The sequence below is a fragment of the Vibrio sp. 970 genome (assembly GCF_033339075.1).
In genome coordinates this window covers 67464-89931 of the sequence record NZ_JAWOTW010000008.1, presented here as the reverse complement: position 1 = coordinate 89931, position 22468 = coordinate 67464, and the positions used below count along the sequence as shown (strand labels likewise).

Genomic DNA, 22468 nt, shown 5'->3' with positions numbered 1-22468 from the left:
TTATTGGGGAAGCGTTAAAGGTATGCAGTTAGCTTTCTACAATTACACGAGTGTCTTCACTCAGAGATTCTAACTCATTGGCTATGTCTTCAATTTCTAGCTCGCTAGGTAGTTTTATCGCCATTTTAGCGCTGAATAAGCTAGAGCTTACCCCTCCGCCTCCAGCAATGAATACACGCTGACAATCCATATCTAAAATTGAGATACCTTGATTATCGAGAACGTGAGTAATTTCATTCACAATACCCGCTCTATCGTTGGCATCTAAACGAAGTTGGAAGATAGTGTCTTCACGATATGAATGAGGTTCAGAGTCGACGAACCTAACAACAAGAGTCTGACAAGAAGAGAACGCCTGTTTAACGATGTCGGCATTTTCTCTTGGAAGCTCTACTTTGATGACACCTGCAACTTGGTCTTCGATAAAGTTTACTTTGCTGATCAGCCATTTCCCGCCGTTTTCGTGTGTGATTGCAGCGAGCTCTTTAATCGTGGCGGGTGACGCTTGTCCGACAAAATTAACAATAAATACGGTGTTCATAATGTCCCCTCCTAGAATCAAGGTTTGGACGCAGTACGAATAAACGTGCTACTTAAGTTATTGGAATAAATCCTTTTATTTAGTGTAGGTGCTAAGGGCAGGTAATGTTTGATGAAAGTCAATTTTTAACACTAATTCGTGATGGAAATAATTAAAACAATGTTCAGAGCACAAAAAAGCAGCCATCGTAAGGCTGCTTTTTACCGAGTATCAACTTAGGATTAGAAGGTTACTTTTAACTCGACACCAAAAAATTGACTGTCGTAGTTTGCGCCTGCGTCCATGGCGAATTTTGCAACATCTTGGTTTCCAAACCAAGGTGATGAATTGAATTGTAGTTCTGCACTACCGCCCCATGCATCAGTTACCCAATAATGAATATGTCCAACAGGGTTTAAGAAGAAGAGCGAAACATCACCTGCGGTTTCAGAGCCCATAACTTCGCCGCCGTTTGCAATAATGTCTTGCTCAGCCGTTAACATCATTTCACCAACAACAGCACCAAAGAATGGTGTGATAAAAATATCCTGCCAAGATGGTACTTCTGCGAACGCCTCCACGCCATACTCCCAAAAGAACGTCGACATAGTTGCGGAGTACAAAAACGACTGAAATTCATTATAGCCAGCGTGACGTGCTGCCGTGTAGTAAACGCCGCCAAAATATGGGTGCATGATGTAGTTGAGGACATGTTCATCGCGATCCCAAACGGGGCCGTCAGAGACATTATCTTTCCACTTTTGCCCCAACTTACTCATGTCTCGGTCTTCTTCGTCCCATTTGGTGATACTTTCTGGAAGAAAAGTCATCATGCCTACGGTCGCGATACTGAGACCTAGAATGGTGTAGGTTTGACCCATCAGGTAATCCCAGTCTTTATCTTGAGGGATGATGAGATGTTTAGGCTGAAGCCCTGCGTCAAGGTTTAGCGAATCATCATTATTCTGTTCATACATAACACCGCGATTTTGAGCCTCGAAGGTGTACAGAGTCGTCGTTTCGCAGTAACCTGACAAGCAATCAGGTGTGTAAGAAAACTCTGTATGACGGCTTAGGTCATAGTGACTTGCGTGCGCAAGCGCTGACGAAGCCAAGCAAAGGCCTGTTAGAGTCGTCTTGAACATGGATGATTTTGACACAAAGGTCTCCGAGTTAATGGTGTATGTTCGGGCTCGTAATTATCCCTCAAAACATCAATCATTTAAACACTTGACCCTTATTTAGTCCCAACAAACCTCGGCGAGATTTGTCCAAATAAAAAGAAAAATAAGCGCTATAACGAAAATAGGATTGTGCTTACGTTCAGGAGTCAGTTGTGAAAATAGCAATGCTTAGTACTGGTGAGGAAGTCCTCCACGGTGATATTGTTGATACTAATGCGGCATGGTTGTCTAGCCTGTTTTATCAACATGGATTTGGCTTAACAAAGCGCTCAACGGTTGGCGATAGCCTATCGAGTTTGGTTGAAGAGTTTTTAATGCTCAGCTTTAACAACGATGTGGTTATTGTTAATGGTGGTTTAGGCCCTACAACGGATGACATGAGTGCCGCCGCCGCCGCGAGAGCCGCCGATTGTAAACTGGTGCTATTCAAAGAGTGGTTGCAGCATCTAGAAAGTTTGTATGCTCGACGTGGCATCCCTATGCCGGACAGTAATTTAAAGCAAGCAATGCTGCCAGAAACGGCAGAGATATTGGACAACCCGATAGGCACTGCTTGCGGTTTCAAAATGCTGATTAATGATGCCATTTTTTATTTCACACCGGGTGTACCAAGTGAATTTAAGCTCATGGCAGAGACGCAAATTCTTCCCGATCTGAGAAGAGTGTTTCCCGATGTGCAAGGTTCATGTTGTAGCCGAATCTACACGTTTGGTCTGTCTGAATCCGGTATTTCAGATAAGCTAGATCAGCTAAAACTTCCTCAAGGCTATGAGCTAGGGTATCGCTCTTACTTGCCTTTTATTGAAGTGAAACTTTTTGGTCCTTCAGATCAGCTTGAACAGCGTTTGAAACTCGTACAGATAATTAATAAACACCTTGAGAGTAATACCGTTAGTATTGACTTACCTATGGTTGAAAATGTCGGCCAGTTGTTGGTCGATAAAGGACTAACAGTGTCGACCTCCGAAAAAAGTAGCGGAGGATACTTAACGTACTGGCTAAACGGTGATGAAAACGCTGAAAAGCAACTAGGGCATGGTTGGATACTACCGAGCCTGACTCAAGCGATGGCCAACAGCGGAGATCCATTAGCAGAAACGTTTGCTCTGGCTGGTGCTACGCGAGAGAAGTGTGGGACGGATTTATCACTCGTTACTGGCCATATTGAAGAGGGTGTTTTTTCCGTCGCTTTATCGACACCGTCAGGCGAGTGGGGAGCGTTATATAAACTCTCGAAAAAGTATCAGCGCAGTGATCAAGTTAAAGTGATCAGCACGGCAGCATTAGACTTGTTGCGTCGCTACCTAGAACGTAAACCGATGTTTGCGCATTATGCATTTTTAGAGAAAGTTAAAGAGATGCACCTCCCGAGCAGTGCTTTATAACCAAAGCTCTCTACAGTAGTCTGAGAGACAAAACACAGAGACAAAAAAGCCAAGGTGATTACCTTGGCTTTTGCATTTTATACCGTCGAGTCAACGTTATGCGCGCTGCTTTTCTTTCATCGCGTAGTTAACGCCGCTAAGTGACAAATCTGATTTTGCTTTACAGATACAAGGTAATATTTCATCACTTTGTGTGTAAGCCATGGCAAAACCAACATACTCCACTTCACCAGACTCCAATTTGCAGCGACAGGCGCCGCAGTGCCCATCACGGCAGTTGTATTCTGGTAATAGGCCAGCTTGCTCCATTGTTTCCAAAATCGTATTGGAAGGGTTGGATTCAATGCTGATCAGTTTGTTGATTTTGAGTGTTGCCATTACAGCTCGAATCCTTCGAAGTCATCTGCGCGAACTTCATTGTCAATTTGACCCACAAGGTAAGAAGAGATTTCTGCTTCTTGAGGCGCAACTTGAACGTTATCTGAAGACAACCAAGCGTTAATCCATGGAATTGGGTTGGTTGTTGCTTCTGGATACGCTGCTGGTAGACCTACCGCTTGCATACGAATATTTGTGATGTATTCAACGTATTGGCTTAGGATGTCTTTGTTTAGACCGATCATAGAGCCATCTTTGAATAGATACTCTGCCCACTCTTTTTCTTGCTCAGCTGCTTCTTTGAATAGGTCAAAACAGTCCTGTTTTGCCTCTTCTGCGATTTGCATGAAAGTGAAGTCATCTTGACCGTTACGTAGCAGGTTGATCATGTGCTGCGTGCCGTTTAAGTGAAGTGCTTCGTCACGAGCGATCAGCTTGATGATTTTCGCGTTACCTTCCATTAGTTCGCGTTCTGCGAAAGCGAAAGAACATGCGAAACTTACGTAAAAACGAATAGCTTCTAATGCGTTAACAGACATCAGACAGATGTACAGCTTCTTCTTAAGATCGTACAGACTAACCTTAACCGTTTCACCGTTAAGGACATGCTCACCTTCACCGTAGCGATGGTAATCATTCGTCGCTTGAATCAAATCGTCGTAGTAGTGCGCGATGTCTTTTGCACGCTTCAGAATGTGCTCGTTCTCAACGATATCATCAAACACCACCGCAGGGTCGTTCACGATGTTACGAATAATGTGTGTGTAAGAACGAGAGTGAATCGTTTCAGAGAAAGACCAAGTCTCAATCCAAGTCTCTAGTTCTGGCAGAGACACAAGCGGCAGCAGTGCCACGTTAGGGCTGCGGCCTTGGATAGAGTCAAGAAGCGTTTGGTACTTCAAGTTAGAGATGAAGATGTGCTTCTCGTGATCTGGAAGTTTGTTGTAATCGATACGGTCGCTAGATACGTCTACTTCTTCTGGACGCCAGAAGAAAGAAAGTTGTTTCTCGATAAGTTTTTCGAAAATCTCAAACTTTTGTTGGTCGTAACGTGCAACGTTTACTGATTGACCTAGGAACATTGGTTCCTTCAATTGGTCATTCTTTTTTTGGTTAAAAGTACTGTAAGCCATAATGCCTCAATTCCTTTTAAACCTCCCCGTAAGGGGGAGGTTATCGATAGTCTGTCTTTACGGGTTCGCTAGGTACGGGAAGATTAAATCTTACAACCGCCGCCAGCACAATCGTCATCTTGTGGTTGAACAGCATCTTTCTGTTCATCTTTCGCGCCATCACGAGTGTTGTGGTAGTAAAGCGTTTTCACACCAAACTTATACGCTGTTAGCAGGTCTTGAAGTAGTTTCTTCATTGGAACCTTGCCAGTCTCGTAACGTGACGGGTCGTAGTTAGTATTAGCAGAGATAGCTTGGTCAACAAACTTCTGCATAATACCCACAAGGTGTAGATAACCGTCGTTCGAACCGATATTCCAAAGCAGTTCATAGCTGTCTTTAAGTTCTGTGAACTCTGGTACAACTTGCTTCAGGATACCGTCTTTCGAAGCTTTTACTGAAACGTAACCACGTGGTGGCTCAATACCGTTAGTTGCGTTTGAAATCTGAGAAGAAGTCTCAGAAGGCATTAGCGCAGTCAGTGTTGAGTTACGTAGGCCGTGCTCCATAATTTCTTTACGTAGGCTGTCCCAGTCGTAGTGCAGCGCTTCGTCACAAATTAGATCGATATCTTTCTTATACGTATCAATCGGCAGTAAGCCTTTCGCGTAGTTCGTCTCGTCGAATGAAGGACACTTACCTTGTTCTTTCGCCAGTGCTACAGATGCTTTCAATAGGTAGTACTGCATTGCTTCGAACGTACGGTGAGTTAGGCCGTTCGCGCTACCGTCAGAGTATTTCACGCCATTCTTCGCTAAGTAGTAAGCAAAGTTAATCACACCAACACCTAGCGTACGACGGTTCATAGTCGATTTGTATGCCGCTGGTAGAGGGTAATCTTGGTAATCAAGCAGTGCATCTAACGCACGAACAACAAGATCGGATAGCTCTTCGAAATCATCTAGAGACTTGATAGCACCTAAGTTGAATGCAGAAAGCGTACACAGTGCGATCTCGCCTGAGTCATCTTCAACGTTAGTTAATGGTTTCGTTGGCAGTGCGATTTCTAAACATAGGTTCGACTGACGAACTGGAGCGACTTCAGAATCAAATGGGCTGTGAGTATTACAGTGGTCCACGTTCTGGATGTAGATACGACCCGTTGATGCACGCTCTTGCATTAGCAGAGTGAACATTTCAATCGCTTTAACCGTTTCTTTCTTGATTGAAGGATCGTTCTCGTACTTCACGTATAGACGCTCAAACTCTTCTTGGTTTTCGAAGAATGCGTCGTACAGACCAGGTACATCAGATGGTGAGAATAGCGTAATATTGCCGCCTTCAACTAAACGTTGGTACATCAGTTTGTTTAACTGAACACCGTAGTCCATGTGACGAACACGGTTTTCTTCAACACCACGGTTGTTCTTAAGTACCATTAGTGAGCGTGCTTCACCGTGCCACATTGGGTAGAACACAGTAGCTGCGCCACCACGTACACCACCTTGTGAACAACATTTTACTGCTGTTTGGAAGTACTTGTAGAACGGAATACAACCAGTGTGGAATGCTTCACCACCGCGAATCTCTGAGCCTAATGCACGGATACGACCTGCGTTGATACCAATACCAGCGCGCTGAGATACATAACGAACAATTGAGCTTGCTGTTGCGTTAATAGAATCAAGACTGTCTCCACACTCGATCAGAACACATGAGCTGAACTGGCGAGTAGGGGTACGCACGCCAGACATAATTGGCGTAGGTAGAGAAATCTTAAATGTCGATGTCGCATCGTAGAAACGTTTGATGTAATCAAGACGTGTCGCTTTTGGATATTTCGCAAATAAGCACGCTGCTACAAGGATGTATAAGAACTGAGCACTTTCGTAAATTTGGCCCGTAACACGGTTCTGTACGAAGTACTTACCCTCTAGCTGCTTAACTGCCGCGTATGAGAAGTTTAGGTCGCGTTTATGGTCGAGGTACGCATCAAGTTCGTCGAGTTCTGCTTTTGTGTAGTCTTCTAGAATATGTTGATCGTACTTACCCATATCGACGAGGCGAGACACGTGATCATAAAGCGTTGGTGGCTCGTATTGGCCATACGCTTTTTTACGCAGATGGAATACCGCTAGGCGAGCAGCTAGGTATTGGTAATCCGGAGTCTCTTCAGAGATCAGGTCTGCCGCAGACTTGATGATTGTCTCGTGAATATCTGTCGTTGTGATGCCGTCGTAAAACTGGATGTGAGCGCGAAGTTCTACTTGAGAAACCGAAACGTTATCTAGACCTTCTGCAGCCCAAGTGATAACGCGGTGGATTTTATCCAGATCGATACTTTCTTTACGGCCATCACGCTTGGTGACGGTAAGTTGTTGGTTCATTCTGCTTTATTTCCCTAAGAAAACTGATAAAAGCCGTATTTTTGTTTGTTTATGTGCAATATGAGTAAAGCTTGCGGCGGCTTTGTGATCAAAGTCTATCTATATATTGTCGCTTAAACACAACATATAGGGGTTCATTTGTTTGCGGGTTACAAGATAGTGCTATTACACTGATTTATCAAGGTACAGATCGGGGATGACTTGTGGATAACTGACAAAATGAAAAAAATCAGTAAGTGAACACTAACCGATGAGAAAAGGGCAGACTTGAATGGTTAAAAGTACGGTTTCGAGATCGGTTTAGAAATAACCGCATGCAAAAATATTTTCCTTGATCTTTGGCCGTTTTTATCTACGAAAAATGGCTTGGTCAAAATGGAATCTAGAGCACGAATTTTAGCCATAAAAAGACAAAAAAAGCGGCAACTTTGTGCTACCGCTTCCGATTCATTTTCTTTAAAAAATGTCAATCACAAAACTCATTTTTTAACTTAATAGCGTTCAGTATTTTTTAGTATGAACGATGTAGTTTACATCTACATTACGACCGAGTTTGTAGCTATCATTTAGAGGGTTGTAATGAAGCCCAGTAATGCCCATTTCCGTCAGGTCAGTTTGGTCTATCATCTTCATCATTTCGGCTGGCTTGATAAACTTATCGTGCTCATGAGTGCCTTCAGGAACAATCTTAAGAAGCTTCTCAGCACCGACAATAGCAAATAAGTACGACTTAATGTTTCGGTTCAAAGTTGAGAAAAACACGTGACCACCGGGTTTGACTAGCGCAGCACAAGAGCGGATAACGGAGAGAGGATCTGGAACGTGTTCAAGCATCTCCATACAAGTCACGACATCGTAAGTTCCTGCGTTTTCTATAGCGTGGTCTTCTATTGTGCTCTGAATGTAGGTCAGTTGAGTGCCTGTTTCTAATGCATGTAGTCGCGCGACTTCTAATGGTTCTTTACCCATATCAAGCCCCGTCACAATAGCGCCTTCTTTTGCCATGCTTTCAGCAAGAATGCCACCACCACAGCCGACATCAAGTGTTCGCTTGCCAAACAAGCCATTTGCTTTTTCAAGTACATAGTTCAAACGAAGTGGGTTAATTTGATGAAGCGGCTTAAACTCGCCTTCTAAATCCCACCATCGAGAAGCCATGTCCTCGAATTTCTTAATTTCACTTGGGTCGACGTTTTGTGCTTTAGTCATAATTGGTTTTATTGCATTCAATCTGAGTCCTTTAGAGGGCGCCAGTATACTCCAACGTTTTACACCCAAACAACCTCGATGTGCTTAGTTAAGGGACAATGACAGAGTTCACTGGCGCGGCAATCGAGACAGGTGCCTGTAATTTGTAAAGCGCTAACTATTGTTTTTGGTTCATCCTTGAACTGGTGCCAGTGATAATAACTCTAAAACCTGCATTTTCGCGTTGTGTAGTTAAAGGAATTTACCTCGCTTTTCCGCGTAAAGGGTCCGATTTTGCTCAATATTGACCGAAATATAACCACTAATCAGAAAGATATGGGATGAGTGTGCAAATTCTCGACATTTGATTCATAACCAAGCTCACAACCTGATAAAAGGAGAGGGAAAGTGATGCCGAAGTGATGAATTGTGTGTTATATTTTTGCACCTTACACGTATCGTAATTACGATCAGATAATAGAGGGATAATGGCTCTATGAGCGATTTAGCTAAAGAGATCACGCCCGTAAACATTGAAGATGAGCTTAGAGGTTCATACCTAGACTATGCGATGTCAGTCATCGTGGGTCGTGCTCTTCCAGATGTGCGTGATGGCCTAAAACCAGTACACCGCCGCGTTTTATTCGCGATGAACGTACTAGGCAACGATTGGAACAAACCATATAAAAAATCAGCCCGTGTTGTCGGCGACGTAATCGGTAAATATCACCCACACGGTGATATTGCTGTGTACGACACAATCGTACGTATGGCTCAGCCGTTCTCGCTTCGTTACATGCTGGTCGATGGTCAAGGTAACTTTGGCTCGATCGATGGCGACTCTGCTGCGGCAATGCGTTACACCGAAGTTCGAATGGCAAAAATTGCCCATGAACTATTGGCTGACCTAGACAAAGAAACCGTAGACTACGTACCAAACTACGACGGTACTGAGCAGATCCCAGCGGTTCTTCCAACTAAAATTCCAAACCTATTGGTTAACGGTGCTTCTGGTATCGCAGTAGGTATGGCAACCAACATCCCGCCTCATAACCTTGGCGAAGTGATTGATGGCTGTCTTGCATACATCAATAATGAAGAAATCACTATTGATGAACTAATGGATTACATTCCTGGTCCTGATTTCCCAACGGCGGCGCTTATCAGCGGTCGTAAAGGCATTGTAGACGCGTACAAAACAGGTCGTGGCAAAATCTACATGCGTTCGAAAGCGGACATCGAAGTGGAGAAGAATGGTAAAGAGACCATTATCGTCACTGAAATTCCTTACCAGGTGAACAAAGCTCGCTTGATCGAAAAGATCGCTGAGCTAGTTAAAGATAAGAAAGTAGAAGGCATCAGTGCGCTGCGCGACGAGTCAGATAAAGACGGTATGCGCATTGTTATTGAGTGTAAGCGCGATGCTGTGGGCGAAGTAGTTCTAAACAACCTTTACGCTCAGACTCAGCTGCAAACCACTTTCGGTATCAACATGGTGGCCCTAAACAATGGCCAGCCACAGCTATTCAACCTAAAAGATATGCTGAAGTGCTTCGTTGATCACCGTCGTGAAGTTGTGACACGTCGTACTATCTTCGAACTGCGTAAAGCGCGTGAACGTGCTCATATCCTTGAAGGTTTAGCTCTAGCGCTTGCTAACATTGATGAAATCATTGAGCTTATCCGTAAGGCACCTACACCGGCTGAAGCAAAAGCGGGTCTTATCGCTCGTGGTTGGGATTTAGGCAACGTTTCAGCAATGCTAGAGCGTGCTGGTACAGATGCTGCGCGCCCTGAATGGCTAGAGCCTGAATACGGTATTCGTGATGGTCAGTACTTCCTGACTGAGCAACAAGCACAAGCTATCCTAGATCTACGTTTACATAAACTGACAGGTCTAGAACACGAGAAGATTCTAGGCGAATACAAAACACTTCTAGAAGAAATCGCTGAACTCATGCATATCCTTGCGAGCACTGAGCGTTTGATGGAAGTTATCCGTGAGGAACTTGAAGCGGTTCGTGACGGCTTTGGTGACGCTCGTCGTACAGAAATCACAGCTGCGAGCCATGATATTGACATGGAAGAGCTGATCGCACGTGAAGACGTTGTGGTTACTCTATCTCACGGTGGTTACGTTAAGTACCAAGTACTGAGCGACTACGAGTCACAGCGCCGTGGTGGTAAAGGTAAGAGTGCGACTAAGATGAAAGATGAAGACCATATCGAGCGTCTTCTAGTGGCGAATACCCACGATAACATCTTGTGTTTCTCTACTCGTGGTAAGACATACCGCCTGAAAGTTTACCAATTGCCTCTAGCGAGCCGTACTGCGCGTGGTAAGCCAATTGTGAACATCCTTCCATTAGAAGAAGGTGAGCGCATTACCGCGATTCTGCGTGTTGATGAATTCTCTGAAGACAAATTCATCTTCATGGCAACAGGTGACGGTACGGTTAAGAAAACGCCGTTGAACCAGTTTGCAAACGTACGTTCAAACGGCCTAATCGCTGTGAACCTACGTGAAGACGATTCGTTAATCGGTGTGGATATCACTAACGGCGAAAACGAAATCATGCTGTTCTCTAAAGCGGGTAAAGTGGTTCGCTTTAAAGAAGCAGAAGAGATTCCAGTACTTGATGAAAATGGTAAACCAGTTCTTGATGAGAATGGTCAGCCAGAGATCAAGTTTAAAGGTGTTCGTCCTATGGGTCGTACCGCCTCTGGTGTTCGTGGTATGAAACTGGCTGAAAATGACCAAGTTGTATCACTTATTGTTCCTTCGCACGAAGGCGACATCCTAACGGTTACAGAAAACGGTTATGGTAAACGTACAGCACTTAGCGAGTACCCGACAAAAGGTCGTGGCACTCAAGGTGTAGTTTCTATCAAAGTTTCTGAGCGAAATGGCCCGGTAGTTGGTGCTATCCAGGTTGTTGAAGGTGATGAAATGATGATGATCACCGACGCTGGCACGTTAGTACGTACTCGTGTGGGTGAAGTTAGCCAAGTTGGTCGTAACACACAAGGTGTAACGCTTATCCGTACTGCGGAAGATGAATCAGTTGTTGGTTTGCAACGTATTGAAGAAGTTGATGATGAAGAGCTGCCTGCTGATGAAGATGCAGAAGCGTTAGAGTCAACAGACGAAAATACGCAGCAAGACGCTCCAGCTGCTGATGATGCAGAGGAAGGTAACGAAGAGTAATCTTACATCGTTATCCTGATATGAAAAGCCGAGCCTTAGTTGCTCGGCTTTTTTGTATCTGTATCAACGCATTTAAAGTAAGAAATGCGTACACTGACGTTATCTTTGTTTACAGGACGTGTTATGTCTGTTTGGTTTTTCGCTGCCATCACTCTGATGGGGCTGTTTATCGTACTCTTATCACTGAGTGCATCAAAAGTTAAACCTGCTCAATGGTTTGGCTTTTGCCTGTTAGTACTTGTCGTGACGAGTGCCAGTTTCTTATTGCTGCATCAAACTCCGCCTAAATCAATACAAGCGGAAATGTCACGAATGATGACTGCTCGTGACATCATGAAAGAGATTCAAGACCAGTTGCGTGAAGATCCGAACAACGCTGAATTGTGGTTCCAACTCGGGCAGGGCTACCTGCTAGAGGGGGAATTTGATGGCGCGCTGATTTGTTTTGATTACGCGATCCAACTGACTGAGCCAGTCAGTGCCACGCAACTTGCCGCAAAAGCGACGACCTTGTACTACATTCACCAGCAATCAATGACGCAAGAAGTTAGCTTGCTTTTGGAGCAAGCTTTGCAGATAGAACCGCACAATGAAGCCGCTTTGTCTTTGATCGCAAATGATCATTTTCTGTCATTCCGATTTCAGGAAGCGATTGATGCCTGGGTACTATTATTAGATTCTAATGATCCAAATTTAGATAGAGTGCAAATCATTAACTCTATCAACAAAGCAAAAGAGCTGTTGTAAGCGTACAATTTAATAAGCAGTAGAGGGAAAGGTGGGCAACGAATGAAAAATAAGGCACTAAGCATATTGGTTTTGCTGTGCGGCTCTGTATTGGCGGGTTGTAGCTCTTCCGATCATTCTGGTTCTTCCTCTTCGGTTTATTATTCTTCAGGTTATTACGATCCGTGGTGGTACGATCATGACGACTACTGGATTTATTACTATCCGGGTTGTTGCGACAACGACGACGAATACAAAGAGAAACTGGAAGAGTGGTGGAATGGTTTAGATGAAGACCAACAGCAATCCATCAAAGACAAAGTCGAGGATTGGAAAGACGATGATATGTCCGCCAATATCGATAACATGAAACGCCAACTCGACGATCATTGGCAATCATTGCCTGACGAGCAAAAACAAGAGATTCAAACCAAATGGGAGAATCGTCCGGAGCGTATTGAGCCAGCGGCTTTACAAGGCAAAGCGGTAAAAGAAAAGGTTCAACAAAGAAAAGCATTACCGGAAACGAAGATCCAGCGCCCAGTTGCTCGTCCAAATGTGCAGATGCCTAAAGCACGTCCAAATATTCAACCTAGACCGAGGCTTCCTCGTCGTTAGTACATTCGATTTTTACTCTCGAAAGAATCGAGGGTGAAGAGATAAAGATAACAAAGAAAGAAATAAAGAAAAGGGGCGTTCAGTACGCCCCTTGTTGTATCTATAGGTTTACCTCTGCTTGTTAGACTAATACGTGGCTTCGCGTTCAGCTGCTGCTTTATCCCACTCTGGCGCTACTGTTTCTAGGAAGTGTTTCTTGTCTGCGTTCATCTTATCCATATCCATGCCCAATGCTTGTTGTGCTTTGGCTTTGGTCGAGATATCTGGAATTTGAACAGGGTCAGTAATGCCTTTGGTGGCCAGTAAACGAACCAACTTGGTACGGGCGTCAGCGGCGCGATCAACTGCAGTACCTAGTACTTCAAGTGCTACCTCAGGGGCATGCATGTGAACACCGTGAGAAGCAATCGCGTAGTCCCAACGCCATTGTGCGTGGCGAATATCTTGTAGGATAGGCTCCATCTCTGCTTCTGTAGCACCTGCTTTCCACGCTGCGCCTGCTTCAAAGTGTGCCGCTACGATTTGCTTCTCGGCGGTTAGCTTCATGTTCAGTACTTGCGCTTTGCGAGTCGAAACGATGCCTTGTAGCTGCTCTTTAGTTTGGGTATGGCATTGCGCACAGGTGTCTTCAAAACGATCAAATGGGTTACCCACTTTGTGGTCTGTGTACACCGTACCGTCTTCTTTGGTCACTTTAGGCATGTGGCAGTCCACACACACCACTTTATTTTTACCATGAATACCCGCTCTCCAAGTTTCGAAACCTGGATGTTGCGCTTTTAGCATCGGCGCTTTAGATACGGCATGCGTCCAATCTTTGAAATTCAACGCGTCGTAGTATTTCTCCATGTCATTAACGGTGGTGCCCATATCCCATGGGAATTTAACCGCTTTAGTTGGGCCGGTGAAGTAGTATTCAACGTGACATTGAGCGCAGACCGATGCTTGCTTATCTAGGCGAGACTGTTCATCAAAGTTTTTACCAATAGTATCAAAAGCACGCTCGACGTATGGGCGAGTCAGTGCTAGCGCAGGTTCGCCTTTCTTGAAGGCTTCAGAGCCTGTGTTGTGGCAATCGGAACAACCGATAGGGTTGACGATTTCTGAGCCTAAGCGTGCCCATTTACCTTCGAAATAACCGTCTTCACCACGTTCATCAATCACGCGAGCAACGTCTGGGCTTTTACAGCTCCAGCACGCCATCGGCATAGGGCCGGATTTTTCATCAGTCGGTGCGCCGGTACGTAAGGTTTGACGAACATCATCAATTGCGTAAAAGTGACCGCGCGCTTTGTTGTAGTCTTTCGCGAAGCCATAACCTGCCCACAGGATAACCATGTTTGGGTCTTCACTTAGAGCATCTTCAATGTGCTCACTTTCGGATGTTGCTTTCCAAGAATGGTATTGATCAGGGTGGTTCTGTTCAAAGACATCGTTACGAGGATCGATAAAATCCTTCTCTTCTGCCGCTAACGGAGCGTCAACCAAAAATAATTGGCTGGCGAATAAGGTCGCAACCGCAATAGGTGCGCTCATCCAGTGTTTTATGCTCACAGTGTTATCTCCATATTCGTTTTTATTAGCAGCGTTGTGAGGAGCTATTCCAAATAAGAACTGGAGATCTACGATTAATAATATTGCTTAATTGGATAGATGAAATAGTGAGTGAATCTTGTCTTGTTTTAGATCAATTTACACCAGTGATCTCAGTCATGTTTGAATTTATATACCTCTAAAGTGGTAGTTGTTAAGTCATTGTTCTGCAATGCTTTGGGTTTTAACCTTTTTAAAAATAGGGTGATTTAGTTCGCTTTTTGAGCAGGCGTTTCTACCCCTTATGAATAATAGAGGTATTATAAATATAGGTTTAGCGTTGTGGCTTTCCGAAATAAGAATTGATGTCATTTGAAGATCTAAAAAATATCTTCAGAGGAAATTAATTGTCGCTCAAATAAATAATTGAGAATAGTTATCAATTATTATCGAGCTAAGGAAAGAACAATATGGGCAATATAAAATTGACCATAGAGACAATGCTGAAACTTCTCTTCGTCTTTGCCATCTATGGTTTCTCCATCGCCGCCCATGCGACTTCTTCAGAGCCGATTGAAGGTGCTCAAGCTGAGCGTCATCAAGTCGAGTTGATCCGTGACCGTGACTACAAGTGTCTGCAATGTCATAAGGATGCAAAAGAGACTCTGAACCTTTCGCATGACCCGCAAGCTCTACTCAGCCAAGGGAAGCAACTTAATTGCACCAATTGCCATAGCAACATTGGTCCCGACCATCGTGAGGGCGCGCCTGATGTGATTAAGTTTTCAGCGGCTCAATCGAAAGCGGTGCACGACAAAGTGTTCTTAGACCCAAGCTTGATCCTCAAAGCGAACAGCCAATGTGTGGATTGCCACGCACCGACACAGCTGAGAGAAAGCCACTGGACGCACGATGTGCACGCCAAAAACCTCACTTGTTCAAATTGCCACGATGTACACGCAGCGAAAACCAAAGCGTTGTCGTACGACAGAAAACAACTGATCAAGCAGTGTGTGGATTGTCACTCTGAATTTGCCGTCGAACCTGAACTTGCCAAAGAAGAGGAGAGATAGCATGAAATGTTCGAGAAGAAACTTTTTAGCCGGCAGCGGCGCGTTGATTTTAACTACAGGCGTTGCAGGCACTTCCGTTGTTAGCTCCTCTCTCTATGCCAGCAACAGTGAACAAGCGAAACGCATGGGTATGGTTCATGATGAAAATGCCTGTATTGGCTGTACCGCTTGTACCGATGCTTGTCGCGAAGTAAATAAAGTCCCTGAAGGCGTAACGCGACTTAAAATTCATCGCAGTGAACCGATTGGCGAATTTCCAGATGTGGAATACCAGTTTACTCGCGAATCCTGTCAGCACTGTGATAACCCACCATGTGTGTACGTTTGTCCAACAGGCGCTGCATACAAAGATGAAGCGACCGGCATCGTGGATGTGCACAAAGAGAAATGTGTCGGATGTGGTTATTGCCTTGCCGCTTGCCCTTACCAAGTGCGCTTCTTTAATCCAGTCGATCACTCTGCGGATAAATGTAACTTCTGCCGTGATACCAACCTAGCGCAAGGTAAGCAGCCAGCTTGCGTGGAATCTTGCCCAACAAAAGCACTCATCTTTGGTGATTTGAATGACCCAACTAGCGAGGTGAGCAAAGCTATCGAAAGCCATGTTGTCTATCGCGATAAATCGCATTTAGGTACGCAACCTAAACTGTACAAAATTCCGCATAGCAAAGGGGAGGTGTCATCATGAACGGCTTCGAAAGTGCATTCCACTTTGACTCGTTAGTCTGGGATTGGATCATCGCGATTTACTTATTCCTTGCTGGGATGTCAGCAGGTGCGGTGATGATTTCTATCTATTTAAAACGCAAAGTGATTGAAGGTGATCCCGCAAACAACGGCATCATGAAAGCTATGGCTTGGCTTGCGCCATTTGGCATCATTGCTGGGTTGGTAATTTTGATTTTCCATTTAACCAAGCCTTTAGAGTTTTGGAAGATCATGATCTACTACAACCCAACGTCTGTGATGTCGATGGGCGTGATCTTGTTCCAAGTGTACATGCTGGTGCTGTTTGTTTGGATTGGCGTTATCTTCCGCCATCAAATCATCAGCTTCTGTGAAGGGAAGTTACCAAGCAAACTGCTGGATTTTGCCGATGGCATTTTGATTAAGGCGGGGAAAGCCAACAACGCCATTGAATTGTTCTTGGGCTTCTTAGCCATCGTGCTTGCAGCGTACACTGGCTTTCTATTGTCTGCATTGAAGACTTACCCAATGCTAAACAATCCAGTACTGCCAATCTTGTTCCTGTTCTCTAGTTTGTCCTCGGGTGCAGCGACATGCTTGATGTTCGGCATCTTGGTGTTTAAAGAGTCGACCAGCAGCCCAAGTGTGTCTTGGGTGCACGGATTTGAACGCCCTGTAGTGTTGTTTGAGTTGTTTGTCTTAGTGACATTCTTTACTGGACTGATCTTCAGCGGTGGTCAGAACGAAGTCGCGGCTTGGAATGCTATTTCGAGTGGATTCTGGGCTCAATGGTTCTGGGGTGGGGTAGTGTTCATCGGCATGATTACGCCTTTGACTCTCAATTGGTTAACGCCTTCAGAAGTGCGCCACAAAGGCAGTTACGTTTTTGTGGTCACGACGTTGAGCTTGGTTGGCGTACTTATGCTACGTACTTTCATTCTCTATGCCGGTCAAATGACCATAGTGTAAGGGGGAAAAATGGAGGCTGAGCTAGGGTTCTTCTTACTGATATTGGTGGCTGTAACATCGACTTGTGCATCGTTGCTGCATTGGCTACGTCGTGCTATGGGTAAGAAGGCGACATTGCCGCATCAAGTCGCGATGTCCCACATCATTAGCTTAGCTTCCATCATTTGTTTAGCACTTCTGATCGTCTGCTTCGTGCAAGACAACTTCGCGTTGGAATATGTTGTTACGCATTCCAACAGTCAACTTCCCGTGGCGTTCAAAATTGCTGCCGCTTGGGGTGGGCACCAAGGCTCCATGTTGTTTTGGGTCGTCACCTTGAGTTTATGGGCGTCGTTTATTGCATTTAAGTCACCGCTCAACGCCCAATATACTTGTGACTGTTTAGGAATCATGAACGTTCTTATTGCGACATTTGCTTGGTTCACGTTAATGACCTCTAACCCGTTCGAGTATACCCAAGTATTGGCGTCGGAAGGACGAGATCTAAACCCAATGTTGCAAGATGTTGGGCTTATCATTCATCCACCATTGCTTTATCTCGGTTATGTCGGTTACGCAGCAATATTAGCTTTTGCATTAGCAGCGCTATTGGGTAAACAACCGATGAGCGATTGGTATGTGGTTGCTCGAAGCGCAGCGTTTTTTGCATGGGGAACGCTCACGTTGGGTATCTTGGTGGGATCATGGTGGGCGTACAATGAGCTAGGGTGGGGCGGCTGGTGGTTTTGGGACCCTGTGGAGAACGCTTCTCTACTCCCTTGGCTTACTGGTACTGCTTTGTTGCACAGCGGTGTTGTCGCAACACGTAACAGAAGCGCAATTTGGAGCACCTATGCACTGGCGTTTGCTACGTTCAGCCTAAGCATTTTAGGGACATTCGTGGTGCGCTCTGGCGTGCTGACTTCAGTGCACGCTTTTGCGGTGGACCCAACTAAAGGTTTGGTGCTGATTGGTGTATTGAGCTTGCTTGTCATTATCACTTTTGGCGTACTGATTTTGCGAGGAGAACAACTCCCTCGTTTCAAACTTCAATCTCTAGCGAGCCGAGCTTACACTGCTTATATCGCCAAAGGGCTGCTGGTTATTGCGACTGCCATCGTTTTTCTTGGCACTTTTTATCCGATGGTTTATCAACTGCTCGGCTTAGGGAACATTTCGGTTGGCGCACCTTACTTTAATAGTCTGACCTTTCCATTAAGCATACTGGCTCTGATTGCCTTAGCATTCATGCCAGTGCTGAAATGGACAAAAGGCGCAGTTCCGAGTGGAAGCACTGATATCGCGATTAGTATTGCGTTATCTATAGTCTCTGGGAGCGGGTTTATGTTCTCAGTGAACGTACTGCATTTCGAAGTATTGCTAACCATAATATTGGCTACTTGGGTGATTGTGGCACATCTCGTTATGCTGTTTCGTTGTTCCAATAAGCGCAAACTCATGCCAATCGTGATGGCACATATCGGTTTTGCGCTGGCGGTGAGTGGAGCTGTATTCAACAGTCACTACTCATATGAACACAATTTACGTGTCGAACCCGGCAGTTCTCAACAAAGGGCGGGGATCACTATCGATTATCATGGTATCGAATGGCTGGTGGGGCCAAACTACACTGCGGAACAAGGACAGATCACCTTGCACTTGGAAGATGGCCGCATGTTCAATTTCAACCCGCAAAAGCGCCATTACCCTGTGCGAGTGATGAATATGACCGAGCCTGCGATTCGTTCACTATGGCATGGCGATTATTACGTGACATTGGGTGACAAAGTCGACACTCATGCTTATGCGATTAAAGTTCAGTACCGAGCAGGTATTTGGTGGATATGGTCTGGTGGGTTATTAGCTGTGTTTGGTGCGCTGTTAACCGGCCTAAAGAAAAAGAGAGAGGCTATCAATGCGATCGAGAAATACGCTTAAACTCGCAGGTCTCGTTTTGGCTGTTGCCGTGTTTACTGTAGTAACTGCGATGGCCTTGTCTGAGCGAGCACATGTTGAATTGTCCCCACAACGAAATTTAGAGACACCTAATTTTCGCTCTACTTCTCTGATCTCTGATGGCATGGTTTCTGAGCAGCTGTTCAAAAGCGACGGATATAAATTATTGAATGTTTGGGCATCTTGGTGTGGGGTATGCAAGCGAGAGCATGAAAAGTTATTGCAGTTAGCAGAACTTGGTGTGCCTATTATTGGGCTGAATTATAGAGATCAAAAACAAGCCGCTCGTGAATATTTGAGCTCTAAACGAAATCCATATATTGAAGTAATTAGTGACCCTAATGGAAAGCTCGCTGTGGAGCTAGGTGTTATCGGAACGCCGGAAACTTACTTGATTGATCCAAATGGTCGTATATTGATCAAATATCGTGGAGAGCTAACGGCAGATAAATGGAACGATATATTTTCAGGATACTTGAATGTTTCGATTTAATAATCTTCTCCTCACTTTAATCCTATTTATACTATTTTCTCCTTTCACGATAAGTGCGGATTTAGAACAGAATGTTGATCTGTTTGAGTTTAATTCTGTTGAAGTGCAACAGCGTGCAACCTCGCTAGCCAAGACATTACGCTGCCCGCAGTGTCAAAACCAAAACCTTGTCGAGTCTAATGCACAGGCGGCCAAAGACCTGAGGTTGAAAGTGTATACGATGGCCAATGAAGGCAGCTCAGATCAAGAAATAAAGGACTATCTAGTTGCTCGTTATGGGAATATTGTTCTGTATCAACCACCATTAAATTATTCCACGGCGCTGTTGTGGATCTTTCCTGTGCTATTTTTGATCTTTTTTGTCTTATATTCGATCCGAATGGTGAAGCGTAATTAATGTGACCGTTATTCCACTATTAAAAATAAATTGTGCACTTAACAAGCAGAATGTTATCATTTTTCCGAATTTATGAAGTTTCCAGTATAAAGAAAATAAAAATTTTGAGCTGGATAAGTAATAAAAGAACGAAATAGGTGCACGCAGTGGATTCAGTTATATTACAACTTAAAAAAGACTTCTATTCGCAGATTCGTGCATTTCAATCACCGAACCTGCCTCAAGTTACTTCAACGCTCGCCGTGTTGACCGACGAGGAAATCCAAGAACTCGAAGCAGTTTGGATTGAACTCGCCGTTTGGAAGCGCAGTCAGACCCATTAAAAGATAGACCAAACGACCTTCTTGAAACCCCAGATAAAATTTGTCTGGGGTTTTTTATTGTAGTTTTTTTAAATTGTTATAATATAACAATTGTTCAGTTGGAGAGTGGTTCTCTTTTGCTGTCTTGAGTGGATAACTGCCCTCAATTGTGATCTCTATATTGCAAAATGCGGTATCAGTCCCCATAGTTGAAGAGCAACGAGTAAATCCCATGAATGCAATAACGAAAACGCATCAAGCGCATCAAGCAATAAATCGAGTGAGTATAGATATGGCGGAAGTACGTGCCAGAGTAGATTTTAAAGTCGGGGCAAAAAGTAACATTGATGCCGAAATTCTGTCTTTCCATGGTCTGAAGACAGACAAAGAGCATGTTGCTATTATCTTTAAACAAGCGGACCAAACTCAGGACATGCCTTTAGTTCGTATGCACTCTGAGTGTTTGACAGGCGATGTGTTCCACTCTTCACGCTGTGACTGTGGTGAGCAACTAGAAGAGACGATCAATCGCATGGGCGAGTCCGGTGGTATCATCTTGTATCTCCGTCAGGAAGGTCGTGGTATTGGTTTGTACAATAAGATCGATGCATACCGCTTACAAAGCCAGGGCATGAACACGTACGAAGCTAACAACCATTTGGGCTTTGATGATGACCTGCGTGATTTCACAGAAGCAGCACAAATGCTAGAAGCTTTAGGCGTGAATAAGATCCGCCTCGTGACGAACAACCCTAAGAAAATTCGTGAGTTATCTGAGTACGGAATTGAAATTGGCGAGGTTGTCAATACCTCTGCACATATCAAAGATGGCAACGAAAATTATCTGAAGGCAAAAGTCTCTCACGGAAAACATGACCTAAAGGTTTAATCCTAAAGATAAAACTGACAATAAAGTCTGTGAAAAACCTCATTTTTATGAGGTTTTTTTGTATCTGGAGTTGCAAATAAATTGTAAATTTGTATTATCTCGAGACTAAAGTGCAAATAAGAATAATTAGCACTACCAATACGATAATTGAAAAGCTCAACAAGGATGCTTCAGATGAATGCAAAAAAAGTTTTAGTCCAATCTATTGCTGCATCACTCCTCATTGCCAGTGGTTCTACCGTTGCTGCCACAGTAACTAAACAACAAGTAGTCGAACATTACGCGGACGTTGCCCATGCTGTATTTGCTGATTCAGTAACAACAGCGAAAGCGCTTGATGTGAAAATCGACGAATTTCTACAATCACCATCAGCGAAAAAGCTTGAAGAAGTAAAACAAGCTTGGCTAGATTCTCGCGTGCCTTACCAACAGTCTGAAGTTTTCCGTTTTGGTAACGCGATTGTTGATGATTGGGAAGGTCAGCTGAACGCATGGCCACTTGATGAAGGTTTGATTGACTACGTAGCGGCTGATTACCAATACGAATTGGGTAACGAGGGCGCTGCTGCCAACATCATCGCGAACACTAGCCTACAGATCGGTGCTTCTAAACTGGACGTTTCAAAAATCACTCCAGAATTGCTAGCGGATCTAAACGAAGTAGGCGGTTCTGAGGCAAACGTTGCATCAGGTTACCACGCGATTGAATTCTTGCTTTGGGGTCAAGACCTAAACGGCACTAACGCGGGTGCAGGTCAACGCGCTTACACTGATTTCGTTGTGGGTTCTGAGTGTACGAATGGCCATTGTGATCGTCGTGGAGAGTACCTAAAAGCAGCCGCTGATCTACTGGTTCAAGACCTTGAGTGGATGGAAAAGCAGTGGTCTGCTGAAGTGAAAGGTAACTACCGTGAAGAGCTACTGAACGACTCAGCAGACAATGGTCTACGTAAGATGCTATTCGGCATGGGTTCTCTTTCTCTAGGTGAGCTAGCGGGTGAGCGCATGAAGGTAGCACTGGAAGCGAACTCAACAGAAGACGAGCACGATTGTTTCTCAGACAACACGCACAACTCCCACTACTACAATGAGCAAGGCATCTACAACGTTTACACAGGTACATACAAAGGTGTAAACGGCAAAGAGCTATCTGGTCCAAGTATCGCTGACCTTGTTGCTCAAAAAGACAAGAAAGCAGCGACCGAAATTCAAAAGCAGTTTGATACAACACGTAGCCAAGTTGGTGAGCTAGTGACTTCTGCAGAGAAGAACAACCAGCACTTTGACCAACTTATTGCAGCGGGTAACGCACAAGGCAACGCGCTAGTAAACGACACCATCATGTCGTTGGTAGCACAAACCGGAGCGATTGAGCGCGCGGCAAGCATTGTCGGCATCGACAGCCTAAGCCCTGATACTGCTGACCACGAGTTTTAATAAGAAAACCATAATAAATAAGGGCTCTTTGTGAGCCCTTTTGACGT

General features: G+C 44.5%; 20 protein-coding genes. 13 read left to right on the top strand and 7 right to left on the bottom strand.

The window, feature by feature from the left end:
- Positions 1-28: 28 nt before the first annotated feature.
- On the bottom strand, positions 29-541 hold the full coding sequence (locus tag R7Q11_RS13635; RefSeq protein WP_005376814.1) for a glycine cleavage system protein R: 513 nt from the start codon (positions 539-541) through the stop codon (positions 29-31).
- A 221-nt stretch (positions 542-762) separates the two neighbouring features.
- Complete coding sequence (locus tag R7Q11_RS13630; RefSeq protein WP_206949302.1) at positions 763-1665, bottom strand: DUF3943 domain-containing protein; 903 nt, start codon at positions 1663-1665, stop codon at positions 763-765.
- A 191-nt stretch (positions 1666-1856) separates the two neighbouring features.
- Between R7Q11_RS13630 and R7Q11_RS13625 the strand changes: the two genes are divergently transcribed.
- Entirely contained in the window at positions 1857-3089 is a 1233-nt protein-coding gene (locus tag R7Q11_RS13625; protein ID WP_005376816.1) for a CinA family nicotinamide mononucleotide deamidase-related protein, read from the top strand.
- A 96-nt stretch (positions 3090-3185) separates the two neighbouring features.
- Here the strand turns inward: R7Q11_RS13625 and yfaE are convergent, their stop codons facing one another.
- From yfaE to ubiG, 4 genes are all read right to left on the bottom strand, one after another.
- Entirely contained in the window at positions 3186-3467 is a 282-nt protein-coding gene (gene yfaE / locus R7Q11_RS13620) for a class I ribonucleotide reductase maintenance protein YfaE (protein WP_005376817.1), read from the bottom strand.
- Positions 3467-4600 (bottom strand): class Ia ribonucleoside-diphosphate reductase subunit beta, encoded by a 1134-nt coding sequence (gene nrdB / locus R7Q11_RS13615; protein ID WP_005376818.1) that lies wholly within the window; start codon positions 4598-4600, stop codon positions 3467-3469. The genes yfaE and nrdB overlap by 1 nt, the downstream gene beginning before the upstream one ends.
- An 83-nt stretch (positions 4601-4683) precedes the next feature.
- Positions 4684-6966 carry a class 1a ribonucleoside-diphosphate reductase subunit alpha gene (gene nrdA, locus R7Q11_RS13610; RefSeq protein ID WP_005376819.1) on the bottom strand — a complete coding sequence of 761 codons (2283 nt, stop codon included), beginning with the start codon at positions 6964-6966 and terminating at the stop codon, positions 4684-4686.
- A gap of 501 nt (positions 6967-7467) precedes the next feature.
- The gene (ubiG, locus tag R7Q11_RS13605; protein ID WP_017636129.1) at positions 7468-8175 is read right to left on the bottom strand and encodes a bifunctional 2-polyprenyl-6-hydroxyphenol methylase/3-demethylubiquinol 3-O-methyltransferase UbiG; all 708 of its coding nucleotides are present in this window, start codon (positions 8173-8175) and stop codon (positions 7468-7470) included.
- 475 nt (positions 8176-8650) lie between these two features.
- On the opposite strand from ubiG, the gene gyrA reads away from it, so the two are divergent.
- From gyrA to R7Q11_RS13590, 3 genes are all read left to right on the top strand, one after another.
- Positions 8651-11362, top strand: coding sequence for a DNA topoisomerase (ATP-hydrolyzing) subunit A (gene gyrA / locus R7Q11_RS13600; RefSeq protein WP_225466516.1), 2712 nt, complete (start codon positions 8651-8653; stop codon positions 11360-11362).
- Positions 11363-11485: 123 nt separating this feature from the next.
- The gene (locus R7Q11_RS13595; RefSeq protein ID WP_017636127.1) at positions 11486-12109 is read left to right on the top strand and encodes a tetratricopeptide repeat protein; all 624 of its coding nucleotides are present in this window, start codon (positions 11486-11488) and stop codon (positions 12107-12109) included.
- Between the two features lie 42 nt (positions 12110-12151).
- Complete coding sequence (locus R7Q11_RS13590) at positions 12152-12706, top strand: hypothetical protein (protein ID WP_017820469.1); 555 nt, start codon at positions 12152-12154, stop codon at positions 12704-12706.
- 126 nt (positions 12707-12832) lie between these two features.
- Here the strand turns inward: R7Q11_RS13590 and nrfA are convergent, their stop codons facing one another.
- On the bottom strand, positions 12833-14260 hold the full coding sequence (gene nrfA, locus R7Q11_RS13585; RefSeq protein ID WP_021033971.1) for an ammonia-forming nitrite reductase cytochrome c552 subunit: 1428 nt from the start codon (positions 14258-14260) through the stop codon (positions 12833-12835).
- 449 nt (positions 14261-14709) lie between these two features.
- Here nrfA and nrfB point away from each other — a divergent pair, with 449 nt between their 5' ends.
- From nrfB to R7Q11_RS13540, 9 genes are all read left to right on the top strand, one after another.
- Positions 14710-15312, top strand: coding sequence for a cytochrome c nitrite reductase pentaheme subunit (gene nrfB, locus R7Q11_RS13580; protein WP_225466515.1), 603 nt, complete (start codon positions 14710-14712; stop codon positions 15310-15312).
- A gap of 1 nt (position 15313) precedes the next feature.
- Positions 15314-16000 carry a cytochrome c nitrite reductase Fe-S protein gene (nrfC, locus tag R7Q11_RS13575; protein ID WP_017636123.1) on the top strand — a complete coding sequence of 229 codons (687 nt, stop codon included), beginning with the start codon at positions 15314-15316 and terminating at the stop codon, positions 15998-16000.
- Complete coding sequence (nrfD, locus tag R7Q11_RS13570; protein WP_225466514.1) at positions 15997-16968, top strand: cytochrome c nitrite reductase subunit NrfD; 972 nt, start codon at positions 15997-15999, stop codon at positions 16966-16968. The genes nrfC and nrfD overlap by 4 nt, the downstream gene beginning before the upstream one ends.
- A gap of 9 nt (positions 16969-16977) precedes the next feature.
- Positions 16978-18885 carry a heme lyase CcmF/NrfE family subunit gene (locus R7Q11_RS13565; RefSeq protein WP_225466513.1) on the top strand — a complete coding sequence of 636 codons (1908 nt, stop codon included), beginning with the start codon at positions 16978-16980 and terminating at the stop codon, positions 18883-18885.
- On the top strand, positions 18863-19396 hold the full coding sequence (locus R7Q11_RS13560; RefSeq protein WP_115386148.1) for a DsbE family thiol:disulfide interchange protein: 534 nt from the start codon (positions 18863-18865) through the stop codon (positions 19394-19396). Before R7Q11_RS13565 ends, R7Q11_RS13560 begins: the two co-directional genes overlap by 23 nt.
- Positions 19383-19793, top strand: coding sequence for a heme lyase NrfEFG subunit NrfF (gene nrfF, locus R7Q11_RS13555; protein ID WP_225466512.1), 411 nt, complete (start codon positions 19383-19385; stop codon positions 19791-19793). The genes R7Q11_RS13560 and nrfF overlap by 14 nt, the downstream gene beginning before the upstream one ends.
- A gap of 146 nt (positions 19794-19939) precedes the next feature.
- A complete protein-coding gene (locus R7Q11_RS13550; RefSeq protein WP_225466511.1) occupies positions 19940-20116 on the top strand; it encodes a hypothetical protein in 177 nt (58 codons plus the stop codon).
- A gap of 271 nt (positions 20117-20387) precedes the next feature.
- Entirely contained in the window at positions 20388-20984 is a 597-nt protein-coding gene (locus R7Q11_RS13545; protein ID WP_025767283.1) for a GTP cyclohydrolase II, read from the top strand.
- 174 nt (positions 20985-21158) lie between these two features.
- On the top strand, positions 21159-22421 hold the full coding sequence (locus R7Q11_RS13540; protein ID WP_005376847.1) for an imelysin family protein: 1263 nt from the start codon (positions 21159-21161) through the stop codon (positions 22419-22421).
- Positions 22422-22468 lie beyond the last annotated feature (47 nt).